This window comes from Nitrosomonas sp. (assembly GCF_022842015.1).
GTDB lineage: Bacteria > Pseudomonadota > Gammaproteobacteria > Burkholderiales > Nitrosomonadaceae > Nitrosomonas.
Window position 1 is genome coordinate 79,613 of sequence record NZ_JALHQJ010000001.1, and the last position, 16,076, is coordinate 95,688.

Sequence of the window (16,076 nt, forward strand, 5' to 3'; positions counted from 1 at the left end):
CGCTAATCCTCTTTCTGCAAGCGTTGCAGCAGTGCTTTCAGAGATGCATCGTTCAATGGCCCCAACGCTTCTCCGTCGACAAGTGCTGCGGGCGCCTTGTCGCACAGACCCAGACAAATGCCGGGTAAAACGGTAAGAGCGCCATCCGGAGTAACCGTGCCTAAAGACGTACGGATATATTCTTCGGCTGCTGTCAATAACTGATCTGCACCGCGCATGCTGCAGCAAACGCTGTCACAGATTCGAACAATGTGACGGCCTGTAGGTCGGCGATAAATGAGGCTGTAAAATGTGGCCAGTTCTTCTACTTCGGCTGTAGATAGGCCGGTAATCTGTGTAATTTTCTTAATTGCCGCATCGTCAAGATAGCCCAATTCGGCTTGCAGTGCCTGCATTGCCGGTATTGCCGTTGCCCGGCGCTTGGGGTGGGTACGTGGCAGGTGGAGCAGATCTTTTTGCAATCCTTTCAATATATTATTCATGTCCGTAATCCCTTTAGCGATCGATGTCGGCCAGGACATAGTCGATTGATCCAAGTATAGCGATCAAGTCTGCCAGAAGATGTCCTGTTGCAAGTGATGCAAGGGCCTGCATGTGCGGGAAAGAAGGCGTACGAATGCGCAGGCGGTATGGATGTTCCGTGCCGTTGCTGACGACAAAATAGCCGTTCATCCCCTTGGGGGCTTCGGTGATAAACAGGCTTTCTCCGGATGGAAAGGCCATCCCTCGCCCTACGGTAATGAAATGGTGGATTAGTGTTTCAATATCCTTCAATGTTGCTTCCTTGCGCGCAAAGGCATAGCGTGCTTGGTCGGAAAGAATCGGGCCGCTAGGCATGTTTTGCATGGCTTGTTCAACGATATGAAGGCTTTGACGGATTTCTTCCAGACGCACTTCGGCGCGGGCCAGAGAATCGCCTTCGTTAGCGGTAGGCACTTCGAAATCATACTGCTCATAACCACTGTAGGGACGGCGTTTGCGTAAATCCCATGCGAATCCGCAGGCTCGGAGATTAGGTCCGCTGAATCCCCAGTCGATCGCTTGTGCGGTGGTGAGGACGCCAATGCCGCGAGTACGCAGGCGCATGATGGGGTTGCTTGTGAGCAGTGCCTGATACTCATCTATCGCAGCAGGCATGCGTTTCAGAAATTCTTGTAATGCTTTGTGCCAACCTTCGGGCAAATCCATTGCTATGCCGCCGATGCGAAAAAAAGCTGGGTGCATACGTCCGCCCGTAATCAATTCAATTACATCGAACAGATATTCACGATCTCGGAATGCATAAAAGGGAGGCGCCAAAGCGCCCAAATCATGAGCGTAGCTGGCCAACCAGACCAGATGGCTGGAAATGCGGAACAATTCACAAAGCATCACACGGATTACCTGCGCACGCTCCGGAACCGTAATTCCCGCAAGTTGTTCTACCGCCAGTAGGTAGGGCAGTTCATTTTGTACGCCGGATAGATAGTCTATGCGGTCAGTATAAGGAATGTAGCTGTGAAAGGTTTGGCGCTCGGCCATTTTTTCTGCGCCACGGTGATGAAACCCAATATCAGGACGTACATCACAGATCTCTTCGCCTTCCAGCCGCACGATCAGACGTAGCAAACCATGCGTGCCGGGATGTGTGGGCCCAATATTGAGGGTCATTTCCTCAGCGATATTTGCTGGTTCGTGATAATCCTCGGCGCGGTAACTTTCCATAATCTCACGATAACGTGCCTCAGGCAGCTGATAGGGCGGCATTTCTGTCGCACGATTAGGATGTTCTTTGCGTAAGGGATGGCCTTCCCAATATTCGGGCATTAGAATACGTTGCAGATTGGGGTGGTCGTCTACGTGGATCCCGAACATGTCATAGAGTTCACGTTCATACCAATTGGCGGCATTCCAGATAGTACAAATGCTGGGCAATACAGGGTCTTCTGCTGGCAAATTGACTTTTATGCGTAAATCAGTGTTTCCGGATAGGGATAGAAGTTGATAGAACACGGTCAATCCGCCATTTCTTTTTGTTTCGTCTATTGCAGACAAATCAAAAAGCATCTCAAAATGGGGCGTTGCCTCATGCTTGAGAAATTTAAGCGTCTCGGTAATACGTTCCGGCAGTACAGATAAGGTGTTGACTCCGTCACAGGGCAGTTTGCTGGAAACCGCGTTAAAACGCGACTCTAATTGCGAGATAAGCACCATTTCTCCATCAGTCATCAATTATTCCTCGATTCTCAGGCCAAGCGGTCGGCGTTCGTTGCCAATTGATTCCTGTAATAAGACTAATCCTTGTAATAATGCTTCCGGTCGTGGAGGACAGCCCGGCACATAAACATCCACCGGCAAAATCTTGTCTATTCCCTGAACAACGCTGTAGATATCGTACATGCCCCCGGAATTGGCGCATGAGCCCATGGAGATAACCCATTTAGGTTCGAGCATCTGATGATAGAGTCGTAGGATCATGGGTGTCATTTTGATGAACACCGTTCCCGAAATAATTAACAGGTCGGCCTGCCGTGGTGAGCCGCGCATTACTTCGGCGCCGAAACGGGCTATGTCGTGGCGCGGTGTGAATGTTGCCATCATCTCGACGAAACAGCATGAAAGGCCAAAATTGAACGGCCATAGTGAATATTTTCGTCCCCAAGAAACGGCTTCTTCTAGTTTGCCGAAAATGGCTGTTAAAGGCCCCTGGTTGTTTTGTCCGGAGTCCATGCCAAACCTCCTTTTCGCCATTCATAAATTAAGCCGAATAGCAGAATGATGATAAACACACAGGCGCCAATCACGCCCTGTGCACCCAACTCCCAGTAAGTTGCAGCCCAGATAAACAGGAAGGCTGCTTCAATATCGAATATCAGAAAAGAGACTGCAACTACATAGAAACGTACGGGCACATGGGCGCGTGCATCACCTGTTGGAGGAATGCCGCACTCATAGGGCTGTTCCTTGTCCCACTGTGAGCGGTATCCCCCCAGCCAACGCGAAAGCCATAACAGACCTGACAGCGCGAACAATACAAGTAGCGCAAAAAGACCAATAACAGTAGCGGGTGACAGGTTTTGCATTGCAGCATCCCCTATGACTTTATGAACGGTTTTCGGAATTGTCTGTAATAGCTTCATTCATGCCGGTTAATTTCTGCAGTCAGAAGCATCGGAGCAGTTGAAAACATACGACCACGTTCAGGAAAGAACTGCTTCACTGAAAAACTACGGTAAGTTTAATCGCTTGTCAAGTGAAAGAATTGTTGTCATTTCTCATAGGTTATGCGTTCGCTGAACCTAGATGCTATGCTAGAATTATTGTTTTGATATGAATAAAAGCCAGATTTATTTTGCAGGAAAAAGGAGGTGTTGCCATGAAAACCGTAAGACAGTTATTGGATGAAAAAGGACATGAAGTTAAAATTGTATCTCCTGAAGATTCGCTCATTGATGCTATGCAGCAAATGTCCGCCAACAACATTGGTGCATTACTGGTAATGGACGATGGCAAATTGGTAGGCATCCTGACAGAAAGAGATTTTTCCCGGAAATCGTATCTCTTGAACAAGCCATTGAGGGATGTGCATGTCAAGGAACTTATGACTCGTCAGGTGGCATATGTTAGTCCGGACTATACCAATACGGATTGTATGGCATTGGTTACAGAAATGCGGGTTCGTCATTTGCCTGTTCTGGAGGGTGACCGTGTGATAGGTTTGATATCGATTGGCGATTTGGTTAAGGATACGATTTCAGAACATCAGTTTATAATACATCAGCTTGAGCGTTATATATACAGCACGCCGGAATGATACGGTAGCGCAGCCGCGTTATTTTTTGTAAACACCCCGTGCATGGTAAGGCTGCGGGGTATTAGAAAAGCTCATGCTGACGCAGTTCTTCTTTGGCTTGCCTTGATTGATTCTTGGCATAGCTCTTAATCACACTCCAGTTCGCTCTTTTCTTTGCAGTTGAGACGTAATTGCCAGCAGTTCAATAATCTCCAGCCTGTATCGTGAGTACATTTTTGCAGAAACGCATACTCATTTTTCTGATGAATTGTCAAAATGACTATGATGAATACTGTTTTAGGGTCGATTAATTTCATCAGTTAATCATATTTCATGCGCTATTCGTGCTAATTCACATTCGTTCATGAGATACTTCATTGCAATATTCAATAATACCTTTCATCAATTAACCGGGAAAATCGTATGACCAGTTCTTATATGTACAAAACATCCATACCCGTTTTCAAACAACTATTAACCAGTTTGAGCGCTATTTTAAGTAAGGCCGAAACTTACGCAGCCGAAAAAAAATTTGAACCAGCAGTGTTATTGAATGCTCGGTTATATCCTGATATGTTTCCCTTGCTTCGTCAAGTTCAAGTCGCCGCCGATTTTGCCAAGAGCGTATCAGCGCGATTGGCAGGGGTTGAAGTGCCGGCGTATGAAGATAATGAACAGACCTTTGCTGATTTGCAGGGGCGAATTAGTAAAACTCTGTCGTTTATTGAAAGCCTGACGCCCACCCAATTCGAAGGCAGTGAAATGCGTGAAATCGTGTTACGCTCGGGCACACCAAAAGAGAAAAAGCTAGTTGGACACAACTACTTGAATAACTATGGATTGCCACAATTTTTCTTCCATGTAACAACCGCCTATGCGATTCTGCGACACAATGGACTGGCAGTAGGCAAAGGTGATTTTATGGGTAAATTTTAAGTTTATTCGCAAATGATTATCGATACTGATCAAACAATGCTGATGATCTGACTTTGATGAAAACCATCACCGCGGAACATGCTGCAGAATTAATCTTAGAGCTTCTCAAAACAAACTCGTGGCTTAATGCACCTGGAGTCATGACGAAAGATGATTTTTACGCGAAAGATGAAGCCATTCTGTTTTTGCAGCAGATGGCAATTCATGGCGCAAGTAGCTTTGGTGATACCAGCCAATCAGCGCAGCGGATAATCAGCGGGTTTTTGTTGGACTTTATGAGTAAGCTTATGCATCCCGGACATCCACTTAATAGAAAGAGCTGGCAAGTGGATGGTTCAAAGCTGATGCCTGAGCAGGGATTGCAGGTCATCGCTGCCGAAATCGTCGGAAACCAGCTTCGACCTCAAAGTGTGCATTGATGGTTTGTCTTGGCAATGATCTATTATTGCCTGGTAATCATACAGCTACATCAAATAGCCTACCGACTGCCGCCGTCAGGCTCATTGCAAGTGTACCCCAGAATGTAACCCTGATTGCGCCGATAGACATGGCTGCACCGCCTGCGCGTGCAGCCATGGCGCCTAAGGTTGCCAGAAATACCAGTGACGATACCGCAACTGCGGGTATCAGTTGAGAACCTGCCATATTCCATGCCACCAATAATGGCAGTGCAGCGCCAATAGTGAATGTGCTCGCTGAGAACAATGCGGCTTGAATAGGGCGAGCTCTAGCATTTTCAGCTAAGCCTAATTCATCCCTTGCATGCGCTCCTAATGCATCATATGCCATTAGCTGCTCTGCTACTTGTCGGGCTAGATTTGAATCCAATCCCCTTTTTTCATAAATATTGGCAAGTTCCTTCAGCTCAAATTCAAAGTCATTTTTTAGCGAATCCTTTTCAATTTCAAGATCTGCTTTTTCAGTGTCGGATTGAGAGCTAACTGATACGTATTCACCGGCAGCCATAGACATAGCGCCCGCAACCAAGCCAGCAACACCAGCAACAAGAATATCCGCATGCATTGCCCGGGCCGATGCCACACCGATAATAAGACTCGCTGTTGAAACGATGCCATCATTGGCGCCGAGAACAGCAGCACGTAACCATCCAATGCGGTGTGATCGATGTATCTTGTAGCGACTCATAGCATTCCCCAAGGTGGTTGTTTAGTGATGGATTTTTGCTCCATTCAGTATTTATTTAACTTTAATCGTGTAGATTAGCATCAATAGGAAAAATTCATATCGACTAACTATCGGAAGGCGCATTGGAAGCTCTTTTAAAGATATATTTTATTTTTGTAATGCAAACTCAACTTAAACACAAGGACATAAAAATTATGGCTAAATCACTCAAGTATTTTGGCATCACTGTGATGTTTTTATTGCTTATGCTGATTTATTCTTCTAAATGGGCTATTGCTGGACCGCTACTTCTCTCCACGGAAGGTTACGCCTCTGGTCAATTAAGTAGGGTAAGCCGTGATATTAATGTAACCAGAGCTTATGTCGGGGAAATATCGCTGGGTCATGAAAGTATGACATTTATCAGTCTTGGAAATCAGCCGCCTAATCTGGTTTCTAATCCATGGCAGTTTTGTTTTGAGAAAGATCGCTACGAAGAACTTGAAAATCTCATTGGTAGCGATGTCGTGTTGGAATTTAAAACACCAAAAAATAATTCATTGCTTTCTTGTTCATCTGTAAACGAATTGGTGGAAGTTTATCCGGTTATTCAGAATCAACCAATGGAACAAAAACATCTTATTGGCAGTATTTATACTATGGATCGGGAAATAGCTCATGGTGTTGAATTCGGAAGAATCACAAATTTGATTAAAAATAGGAGTACAAATAGAAACTATTTTATGACCATACAGGTTGGTACTGCCGGCAGCAAATTTCGACATTTTTTCATCGACGATCATGATTTATATGATTTTGCAGTCGCAGCCTTAAAAAATGCGGCTATCGTCAAAGTGCATTATAGTGACCGGCTTGCTTTTTTCACTACTTTTTATGGATTTGGGTCTCGATCCATTGTTTCAGAAGTAGAAGTTGTTGATTAGATTTCAAGTTAACGTACAACACTTTGTTTTATAGGGAAGTCTATATGGTCTGCTATAATGCTGGCAGCATGAGTCATATTGCATAGCTTGATTAAAATTCCAGTCTTCAGGAGATCTTTGTTTTTCTGCTTTTAGTCAATGAGTTACTTAATATTGGCAATAGATTGGCAATAGATTTTTATCTTTCAATAGAGTCAATTCGTTCGTAATTTTATTTATTGAGTTTACAATCTTGTATATGATGATAAGTAAGTTTAGAAGTAATTTGATTTAGTAATTGATTTTTATAGGTTAGATTCAAAAATTAAATTCTTATTATTTAAAATAAAGTGAGTGAATGGGAGTGCGGATTTAATCTCTTGCAGAATTAATCCCTTGCTCCTTGGAACAGGGTGTTTTATTGGACTCTACTTTGAAAACATCAAGCAAGATTGAGAAGATTCCTTCAATGTAACTGATAGCTGAAATCTCACATCATTAGGTAGAAAAACTATGAACATGACAGAACACAAAGAATTTCGGGAAAGGATGCGCTTGTTATTGGCACTATTTGCGCACGAGCTTCCAGATAGAATGGATGAAATTGAAGCTCTCTGGGCTAAGCTGCAAATTGAATGGAATATCAAAGTGCTTCAAGAGCTGCATCGTTCTGTACATAATTTAGTCAGCAATGGGAAAACATTTGGTTATCCCGAACTGAGCATAGAGGCGCGAGCATTGGAGCAAATTCTTAAAAATCTGATGCAGAAAGATATAACAGCGGACGCATTGCAAGCGTCCCGGATTCTGCAACAGATTCTTGAATTAAAGAAAATTTCGATTGAAAAAGAATCCATATTAACTATCGAGGTTATTTCAAAAGCTACTGATGAGCATGCGCTTCTTCCAAACATTCCCGCGTCCAATCTGATTTTTGTAGTGGAAGATGATTACGAGGCAGCACAGGAGCTCGCCTTGCAGTTACGTTATTATGGCTATGAAGTTGAGGTTTACAATCATCTCGATAAATTCCGTGTCGCTGTTGAGCAGTGTCCCCATGCGATTATCCTAATGGATATTGAGTTTCCTGATGATGAAATGGGCGGAATTCAAATCATGGAACAAATTCAGAAAGAGCAGGCTCAGCCAGTTCGAGTAATATTTATTTCAGCGCATGATGATATGGCGTACCGGTTAGGTGCAGTACGAGCCGGCAGTGTCGCGTATTTTACAAAACCCATTAACTCCAATGAATTGATTGATCAGCTGGACTTAATCACAGCATCGCAAATTCAGGAACCGTTTCGTGTATTGATTGTGGATGATAGTCCAACGCTGCTTGCTTATCATGCAGCCATATTAGAGCAGGCAGAAATGCATGTAAAAACAGTTTCCGAGCCAATGCAACTATTAGATAAATTGAATGATTTTAATCCTGACCTCATTTTGATAGATCTATACATGCCGGGGTGTAATGGTGTTGAATTGGCAAAAATCATCCGACAGATGGATGGTTTTTTGAGCACACCTATCGTTTATCTTTCTTCTGAAAATGATTTCAATACGCAACCGGAAGCTATGAGCCTGAGCGGTGATGACTTTCTGGTTAAGCCCATTGATCCGGTCTATTTGATTTCAGCAGTAACAACACGTGCGACTCGGGCACGATTCTTACGATCTTTAATGATTCATGATGGGTTAACCGGCTTACTCAACCATACTGCCATCAAAGAAGAGCTGGCGCGTGAAGTAATACGTTCCAGCCGATTGAATACTTCATTATCATTTGCTATGGTGGATATTGATTTTTTTAAGAATATCAATGATACCTATGGACATGCTGCAGGTGACCGCGTTATCAAAAGCTTAGCGCGGTTGCTCAAGCAACGCTTGAGAGAAACGGATATTGTCGGACGATATGGCGGCGAAGAATTTGCAATTATTATGAATGATACGGATGCAACCTCGGCAGCGAAAGTGATTGACGAGATACGTAATGTTTTCTCGCGGCTATTGCATTTGAGTCACGATGAGGAATTTTTTGTGAATTTTAGTTGCGGTATAGCAGATCTTGCGCATTTCCCCGATGCTGCAAGCTTGAGTGAAGCAGCTGATGCTGCACTTTATCAAGCGAAACAAAGAGGGCGAAACAAAGTGATTGTTAACAAAAATGATTAAAATGCTTACAGGCGATAAGTCTGATTTTGCAAAATAGTTTCAAGGTCAAGGGTCATCACTACGTGTGCGGAGCTGACGATTGGATGGAATATCTACATCGGCAGCGAAATGAGTCTTGCTGAAAGCAGCGCGTAGTTTCGGATCGGGATCAATAGTTTTAAGCGCCTCGATTGCGGCAACACGTGGCGCTAGGCCGGAAAAATTAGCCACTTGGATGGCTAGACCAGGACGCGCGTTAAGTTCAATAATCATGGGGCCCTGATCTCTGTCCAATACCAGATCAGCACCTAAATACCCCAAGCCGGTCATTTCATAACAAGCAGCGGCAAGTTGCAGCAGTTTATCCCAATGAGGAACCGTTAGTTCTGAAAATGTCTTGCGTGTATCAGGGTGGTGCGAAATAGATTTGCCGTATTGCACTGCATGCAATGCTTTGCCTGATCCTATATCGATTCCGACACCCACTGCACCTTGATGTAAATTGGCTTTGCCATCCGAAACATGCGTCGTCAGTCGTAACATTGCCATGATAGGGTAGCCTCGAAAAACAATAATACGTATATCCGGAATACCTTCGTAACTATAGTCTGAAAAAACTGGATCCAATTGTATCAATGATTCAATCATCACAGTATCCGGTTTGCCGCCGAGACTATGTAAGCCGCTTAGAATATTTGATACGTGTCTTTCAATTTCCACCAGCTGGATGGAATCACCACTGGGTTTGAAGTAGAGACTATGATCATGTTCAGTAATAACCAGAATGCCTTTGCCCCCACTTCCTTTGACTGGTTTAATCACAAACTGATCATGTGGTCGGAGTATTTCTTTCAATAATTTGACATCATGCTGATATTGCACGATGCCGAGTAACTTCGGTACAGTAACGCCGGCTTCTTGCGCTAACAGTTTGGTCTTGAGCTTGTCATCAACAAGGGGATACAAATGACGCGGATTATAGCGAGAGATCAAACCAAAGTTTCTTTGATTCATCCCGATGATACCTAAACTTCTGAGTTTCCTAGCGCTTGCCAGAAGCATTGCGTCTTTCCAGTGAATGAAAACGATACAGCTCGGATAAACGGTAACCGGTATATTGTCCTAGGATCAGGATGAGGGCCAGATTAACCAGCATCAATTCGGGGAAATTAAAAGTCAGGTATTCAACGGTTTGATTGGTCATGAATAAATAGGCAATCACTGCCGTCAACAGACTGCCACTTCCCTGAATAAGTACTTCCCGAGGACCATCTTCTTCCCATAGCACCGACATACGTTCAATGGTCCAAGATAGAATAATCATTGGGAAGAAAGTGACCGTCATGGCCTGATCAAGCCCGAGTTTGTTGCTGATGATGCTGATACTTGCGATGATTGCGATCACTACAATGATCACGGCCGAAATACGCGCTACAAACAGAAGATTCAGGCGTGATAAGTATGATCGGATCAGTAGTCCTATCCCGACAACTGTTAAGAAAATGATAATTCCGGTCAGCAAAGTCGTTTGTATTAACGCTAATGCAATCAGAATGGGCATAAAAGTTCCGGAAGTCCTTATGCCTATCAGTAAACGCATGATAACAACAATTAGGGCGCCAATAGGGAGCAATAAAATCATTTTGAATGCATTTTGCTGCTCAATGGGCAGACTGTAGATAGAGAAATCTACCAAGCCAGCTTGTTTGTTCATGCCATCGCTTACCACCAGATTGCGGGTCGAATGAACGTTCTTAATAATAGCGAATGATATTTGTGAGTTCTTGCCACCCACTACATCGAGCAAAGATTGATCGCCACGCTGCCAGATCAGAAAATTCTCCGGTTTTCCATGTACACCGGTATTCTGATTAAACAAGAGCCATTGCCCCCCAATATAAACTTCCACAAAATTGATGAGTGATTGTCTCCGACGGCCATCTTCTAGGTACAGCCCGCGGACAATACGTGCGCTGATTCCTTCCATTGCCAACAAATTGATAATTAAATGTGTTTTATAATCTTCACTAGATTTCTCATTTAGCAACAGGCTCTGATTCTGGCTGGGTGCCTTTGAGTTTAATGTAGTGATCAATTCACGAGTAAAAATTTCAGTATTGGCAGATTTGCTATGCACCTGTTCCAACAGAGTAATTGCTGCCGTTTTGATAACTTCATCAAATTCAGGTTTCTCAGGTTCTGTGGGAAGGTCATCAGTTAATTGAGCCGGAACAATTTGCTCGGTCTCATATAGACTAAGCCGGTAATAAGCCGTTTGCGGTCCATTTGCGGTTCTTTTGCTCCATTCAGCACGGCGTCCAGTCGGTGAAGTAACTTCACTAAACCCGTAATCAGGGGAAGCGAAGTCTTCTTTCATAAAAATAATATCTGAAGTCTTCGGGGGTAATGCAAAAGATACGATTACAGGATCGCCACGCGCGGCAAAATCTATTCGAGCTTCAATAGTCCAGACTGCTTTCTTGTCATCTGGTAATAAGGGAAATCCTAAAGCAAAGTGCTTGTATAAAATCAGACCAATTCCAAATCCCATGATTAGGATAACGAGAATATAGAGCCTAAGTTTTGCATGCATTATTTAATCTCGCTCGCTGTATCTGAGTTTTCGGTTTTAGATGTTGCAACATTTCTCCTGCTGACATCAACAATAGCCAGATCTTGCAGTAAATTGCGCCCGATCAGTATTTGGTGTTTGAAACGACTGCGATCCTCCAGTGTAAAATTGATTTGTTCGTCAATGTCGGCGAGTACAACACGAATTTTGACCACCGGGCGACGATGCGATTCCCTGCCGCCACGTCCCTTAATGCGTACGTGCCGCCGTAATCGTCGGGTCAATTCCAGTTTGTCTCCAGTGAGCGGATGGATTAAGTTGAATTTTACAAATGGCTTCCCATCTCTTTCAAACTCAACAATATCGAGCGCATTCAACGATGAGGTTTGCGCTCCGGTATCGATACGTGCGCTAAATTCCATGCCAGGAGGATCAAGAAAAACATTCTCTATGCCACCTAATAATGTTTTAGTCTCAGTCATATCCGACGGTTTCTTTACGGTTTCTTCATCAAGGTTTGAATCGCACAAACAAGTTTTCTCTGCTGAGTCTTGTATTGCTTCGGGAAGATTTTCGGAGTCATTTTTTTCTAACATTTTTTTTTGTTCAACCAGTTCAGATAACAAGGAAACTAGCTCTGATTCTCTAGCACTAATCTTGGCTTCACGTTCAACTAGTTGACTTTCGCGCGTGTTACAGGCCGATAAAATGAATATTGCAAGCGTTAACAACAAGTAACAGCAACAATTTTTCGCGTAGGGCCGGTCAACAATTCTCATAACTTTCTTAGTTTTAAATATCTAAACGATGGCATCATAGGTGCACGAATAATATCAGTTAATCTGTCCATTTATTGGACGCAGCTTGAAATATCCTTGCTTTGCAAAACTCAATAAGCTTTACGGGATCATATATTATTACTAGGGATTGCTTAATTGAATGGACAACGTTTGACTGTTATAAGTACAAGCATATCGATGAATTTCCAGGCAATGCGACGTAACGGTAAACTGATATTTGCCAGGAATTTCTTTCTGGGTATCGAATTTAAATTCAAAATGACCTTCTTGATTGCTAGGATAGGATTGATCCGCCACCGGCGATCCATCAAAACGAGTGAGCTTGAAATGAAGTAAAACATCAGGCGCAGGTTGTGTATTGTATTCCACCCATCCACTTAGAATAATGGTGTCGCCAACAGCATAGTGTGTTTTAGGGTCGATCAAGATAGGTTGCGAAATATGTGTCGCAAATGAATTTTTTACTCCACTACATACACAGAGGAGGATGAATGAAATAAGACAAATTTTTTTAGGGGCTATCATGGAAATTGGAGTGGTTATAAATATTGTTTATTAACAGCAAGTTGTTGATGAGACTATTTCTTAGGTATGAAAAGATCGGTAATGGTTCCTTCTGCCATTTCGGCTGCAAATAGAACTGTTTCCGAAAGCGTGGGATGGGGATGGATGGTCAAACTAATATCTTGCATGTCTGCGCCCATTTCCAATGCCAGTACGGTTTCAGCGATTAGTTCACCGGCATTGATGCCTGTAATACCGGCACCTAGAATGCGTCGTGTGCTCTTGTCCAGGAGTAGTTTCGTTAATCCTTCTTCACGCGCTATCGAGATTGCCCTGCCACTTGCCGCCCAAGGGAAGTTGGTTTTTTCGTAATCAATTCCCTGCTGAATAGCTTCTTTCTCGGTCAGGCCCATCCAGGCGATCTCGGGATCGGTATATGCCACCGAAGGAATGGTGCGGGCATCAAAAATTGCTTTGTGCCCGGTGATTATCTCGGCGGCTAGTTTGCCTTCATAGGTTGCTTTATGGGCTAGCATTGGTTCGCTAGCAATATCTCCGATTGCAAAGATATGCGAAAGATTGGTACGCATCTGCTGATCCACAGGAATGAAACCGAGCTCGTTGATTTGAATGCCAATTTCCTCGGCACCGATGGCGCGTCCGTTAGGGCGGCGCCCAACCGCCATCAGAATACGATCATAGATTTGCGGTTTCGGCGCATTCTCGCCTTCAAAAGTCACAGTAAGTCCATTCTCTCCAGCTTCAATCCGGGTTACTTTGGTTTTAAGATAAATCGCTTCGTAGCGTTTCTTAATGCGGCGGTACAATGGCTTTACGAGATCGGCATCAGCGCCTGGAATCAATTGATCCATCCATTCCACAACACTAATTTTGCTTCCCAGCGCGTCATAGACGGTTGCCATTTCCAAACCGATAATGCCCCCCCCGATAACCAGCATGCGTTGAGGTATATCGATCAATTTAAGCGCACCGGTAGAGTCCATCAATCGTGGATCGTCATACGGAAAACCGGGAATACGGGCCACGCTAGAGCCGGATGCAATTATACAGTTGTCAAATGATACCGTTTTTGCGCCTTCGCTTGTTTCAACTTGTATTAGATGTGGCGTGGCAAATTTTCCGGCACCATGAATGATTGCAACTTTTCGTTGTTTAGCCAGCGCTTTCAGGCCTTTGGTCAGCTTGCTGATGACTGACTCCTTCCAGGTGCGCAGCTTGTTAATGTCTACTTGAGACTTGCCAAATACAATTCCTTGCGCTTGCACCTCTTCCGCATCAGTAATTACCCTGGCAGTATGTAGCAAAGCCTTGGATGGGATGCAGCCTACATTCAAACACACGCCACCGAGCGTGGGATAACGTTCAATCAGAACCACTTTTTTCCCTAGGTCAGCTGCACGGAAAGCAGCGGTATATCCTCCGGGACCGGCACCAAGCACCACCACTTCAGCATGAATATCACCTTGTGGTATGGATTGGGTTGATGTTGTCGCAGGGACTGCAGTTGCGGCTGACGCGGCCGATGTTTCTTGGGCGGTATCGGTTTTTTCCCCAAGATTCTCCGCATCTACTGATTCTTCGGCTATCGCCAAAGTGAGAATAACCGAGCCTTCAGATACTTTATCGCCAACTTTAACCTTGATTTCCTTAATCACTCCGGCGTGTGGAGAAGGCACTTCCAGCGAAGCTTTATCAGTTTCCAGCGTAATAAGAGGGGTTTCTTTTTTAACCGATGTGCCAGGTGCAACAAGCACTTCAATAACCGGGATATCCTTAAAATCACCGATATCGGGAATTTTTACTTCAACAACTTGTGCCATAACACCTTTTATTGATGAATTTATTGTCTTATTTGACCGTCACCCAGAACGATAAATTTTTGACTGGTCAACCCTTCTAGTCCAACTGGGCCGCGAGCATGGATTTTGTCGGTAGAAATGCCAATTTCTGCACCCAGACCGTATTCAAATCCATCTGCGAAGCGCGGTGTGGTATTGACCATCACTGAGCTGGAGTCGACTTCGCGCAGAAAGCGGCGCGCACGGGCGTAGTTTTCGGTAACAATCGCATCGGTATGTTGCGAGCCGTATTTCGTAATGTGGTCAATCGCCTGATCCAATCCATCGACAATGCGGATGCTCAATATAGGCGCCAGGTATTCTTCATACCAATCTTGCTCAGTAGCTGCTTTCATTAATGGGATAATGCTACAAGCCGTTTCATCACCACGTAACTCTACGCCTTTATCTAAATAGATTTTGTTCAGTACGGGTAATATCCTTGGTGCAATTGCCTCGTGGATCAGCAGCGTTTCCATCGTGTTGCAGGTGCCGTAACGTTGGGTTTTTGCGTTATCCACTATCCGTACCGCTTTATCAAAGTCAGCTTCACTGTCAATGTAAACATGACAAACACCATCCAAGTGTTTAATCACCGGAATACGTGCATCTTTTGCAATACGTTCGATCAAGCCCTTGCCACCACGAGGTACGATCACGTCAACAAAATCTTTCATCGCGATCAACTCACCAACTGCCGCGCGATCGATGGTTTCAATCACTTGTACCGCCGTTTCCGGCAGTCCGGCCAAGCGCAATCCTTCTTTTACGCACGCAGCAATTGCCTGATTACTATTAATGGCTTCCGAGCCACCACGCAAAATAGCTGCATTACCCGATTTCAAACATAAACCCGCAGCGTCAGCGGTCACATTCGGGCGTGCTTCATAAATAATTCCGATGACACCAAGAGGCACGCGCATTTTTCCCACCTGGATGCCAGATGGACGGTAATTTAATTCGCTGATTTCTCCCACGGGGTCAGCCAATGCAGCAATCTGCATCAAACCTTCCGCCATTGTTGCCACGCTTTTGGCCGACAAAGCTAACCGGTCGATCATTGAGGCATCCAGGTCCTTCGCGCGTGCATTTTCCAAATCTTTGGCATTGGCCGCCAATAGTGAAGATTCATCGCGTCGGATTGCATTGGCCATCGCGGTTAATGCTTGGTTTTTAGCCGCAGTATCAGCTTTCGCAACCAAGCGGGATGCCGCACGTGCCTCCTGGCCGACGAATTGCATATAACTTTTGATGTCTGTGGTGTCCATGGATTGAGTTTTTACCGATATCTGAATTTGTAATAATTATGGTTATATACAAGATAAAGGTTCCATTATAAGCTGCCACAGGTGCTGTCGGTTACAAAACTATTCTTTATTTTGTTTGTTACAACAGAATGTGCCAGAAATAGCTTCTATTAACTGCTCT

The 16,076-nt window shown here is 44.3% G+C and carries 15 protein-coding genes and 1 pseudogene; 5 read left to right on the forward strand and 11 right to left on the reverse strand.

Annotated elements, in window-relative coordinates; all coding sequences use genetic code 11:
• Window positions 1-2: 2 nt before the first annotated feature.
• The 4 genes and pseudogenes from nuoE to Q0C11_RS00405 all read right to left on the reverse strand — a co-directional run bounded on the left by nuoE (window position 3) and on the right by Q0C11_RS00405 (window position 3,119).
• Window positions 3-482: an NADH-quinone oxidoreductase subunit NuoE gene (nuoE, locus tag Q0C11_RS00390; RefSeq protein ID WP_293004744.1), complete on the reverse strand. Its 480-nt coding sequence runs from the start codon at window positions 480-482 to the stop codon at window positions 3-5.
• 13 nt (window positions 483-495) lie between these two features.
• Window positions 496-2,208, reverse strand: a complete 1,713-nt coding sequence (gene nuoD, locus Q0C11_RS00395) for an NADH dehydrogenase (quinone) subunit D (RefSeq protein ID WP_293004746.1) — start codon at window positions 2,206-2,208, stop codon at window positions 496-498.
• Between the two features lie 24 nt (window positions 2,209-2,232).
• Window positions 2,233-2,661: pseudogene (locus Q0C11_RS00400) on the reverse strand (NADH-quinone oxidoreductase subunit B); the annotation flags it as partial.
• A 14-nt stretch (window positions 2,662-2,675) separates the two neighbouring features.
• Window positions 2,676-3,119: an NADH-quinone oxidoreductase subunit A gene (locus Q0C11_RS00405; protein WP_293004748.1), complete on the reverse strand. Its 444-nt coding sequence runs from the start codon at window positions 3,117-3,119 to the stop codon at window positions 2,676-2,678.
• 236 nt (window positions 3,120-3,355) lie between these two features.
• Here Q0C11_RS00405 and Q0C11_RS00410 point away from each other — a divergent pair, with 236 nt between their 5' ends.
• From Q0C11_RS00410 to Q0C11_RS00420, 3 genes are all read left to right on the forward strand, one after another.
• The gene (locus Q0C11_RS00410; protein ID WP_293004750.1) at window positions 3,356-3,793 is read left to right on the forward strand and encodes a CBS domain-containing protein; all 438 of its coding nucleotides are present in this window, start codon (window positions 3,356-3,358) and stop codon (window positions 3,791-3,793) included.
• Window positions 3,794-4,195: 402 nt separating this feature from the next.
• On the forward strand, window positions 4,196-4,708 hold the full coding sequence (locus tag Q0C11_RS00415; RefSeq protein ID WP_293004752.1) for a DUF1993 family protein: 513 nt from the start codon (window positions 4,196-4,198) through the stop codon (window positions 4,706-4,708).
• A 53-nt stretch (window positions 4,709-4,761) separates the two neighbouring features.
• A complete protein-coding gene (locus Q0C11_RS00420; RefSeq protein WP_293004753.1) occupies window positions 4,762-5,127 on the forward strand; it encodes a hypothetical protein in 366 nt (121 codons plus the stop codon).
• A 37-nt stretch (window positions 5,128-5,164) separates the two neighbouring features.
• On the opposite strand, the gene Q0C11_RS00425 is transcribed toward Q0C11_RS00420, so the two are convergent.
• The gene (locus Q0C11_RS00425) at window positions 5,165-5,854 is read right to left on the reverse strand and encodes a VIT family protein (RefSeq protein ID WP_293004754.1); all 690 of its coding nucleotides are present in this window, start codon (window positions 5,852-5,854) and stop codon (window positions 5,165-5,167) included.
• Between the two features lie 194 nt (window positions 5,855-6,048).
• Between Q0C11_RS00425 and Q0C11_RS00430 the strand changes: the two genes are divergently transcribed.
• The gene (locus Q0C11_RS00430; RefSeq protein WP_293004756.1) at window positions 6,049-6,777 is read left to right on the forward strand and encodes a hypothetical protein; all 729 of its coding nucleotides are present in this window, start codon (window positions 6,049-6,051) and stop codon (window positions 6,775-6,777) included.
• A gap of 492 nt (window positions 6,778-7,269) precedes the next feature.
• Window positions 7,270-8,934 (forward strand): diguanylate cyclase, encoded by a 1,665-nt coding sequence (locus tag Q0C11_RS00435; protein WP_293004758.1) that lies wholly within the window; start codon window positions 7,270-7,272, stop codon window positions 8,932-8,934.
• Between the two features lie 45 nt (window positions 8,935-8,979).
• Here Q0C11_RS00435 and Q0C11_RS00440 read toward each other — a convergent pair whose 3' ends face one another.
• From Q0C11_RS00440 to Q0C11_RS00465, 6 genes are all read right to left on the reverse strand, one after another.
• The gene (locus Q0C11_RS00440; RefSeq protein ID WP_293004760.1) at window positions 8,980-9,927 is read right to left on the reverse strand and encodes an alpha-L-glutamate ligase-like protein; all 948 of its coding nucleotides are present in this window, start codon (window positions 9,925-9,927) and stop codon (window positions 8,980-8,982) included.
• Window positions 9,928-9,955: 28 nt separating this feature from the next.
• The gene (locus Q0C11_RS00445) at window positions 9,956-11,506 is read right to left on the reverse strand and encodes an inactive transglutaminase family protein (protein ID WP_293004762.1); all 1,551 of its coding nucleotides are present in this window, start codon (window positions 11,504-11,506) and stop codon (window positions 9,956-9,958) included.
• The gene (locus Q0C11_RS00450; RefSeq protein WP_293004764.1) at window positions 11,506-12,081 is read right to left on the reverse strand and encodes a RimK/LysX family protein; all 576 of its coding nucleotides are present in this window, start codon (window positions 12,079-12,081) and stop codon (window positions 11,506-11,508) included. The genes Q0C11_RS00445 and Q0C11_RS00450 overlap by 1 nt, the downstream gene beginning before the upstream one ends.
• Window positions 12,082-12,405: 324 nt before the next feature.
• Entirely contained in the window at window positions 12,406-12,711 is a 306-nt protein-coding gene (locus Q0C11_RS00455; protein ID WP_293004766.1) for a hypothetical protein, read from the reverse strand.
• A 152-nt stretch (window positions 12,712-12,863) separates the two neighbouring features.
• A complete protein-coding gene (gene lpdA / locus Q0C11_RS00460) occupies window positions 12,864-14,630 on the reverse strand; it encodes a dihydrolipoyl dehydrogenase (protein WP_293004768.1) in 1,767 nt (588 codons plus the stop codon).
• Between the two features lie 20 nt (window positions 14,631-14,650).
• Complete coding sequence (locus Q0C11_RS00465; protein ID WP_293004770.1) at window positions 14,651-15,916, reverse strand: glutamate-5-semialdehyde dehydrogenase; 1,266 nt, start codon at window positions 15,914-15,916, stop codon at window positions 14,651-14,653.
• Window positions 15,917-16,076: the final 160 nt, after the last annotated feature.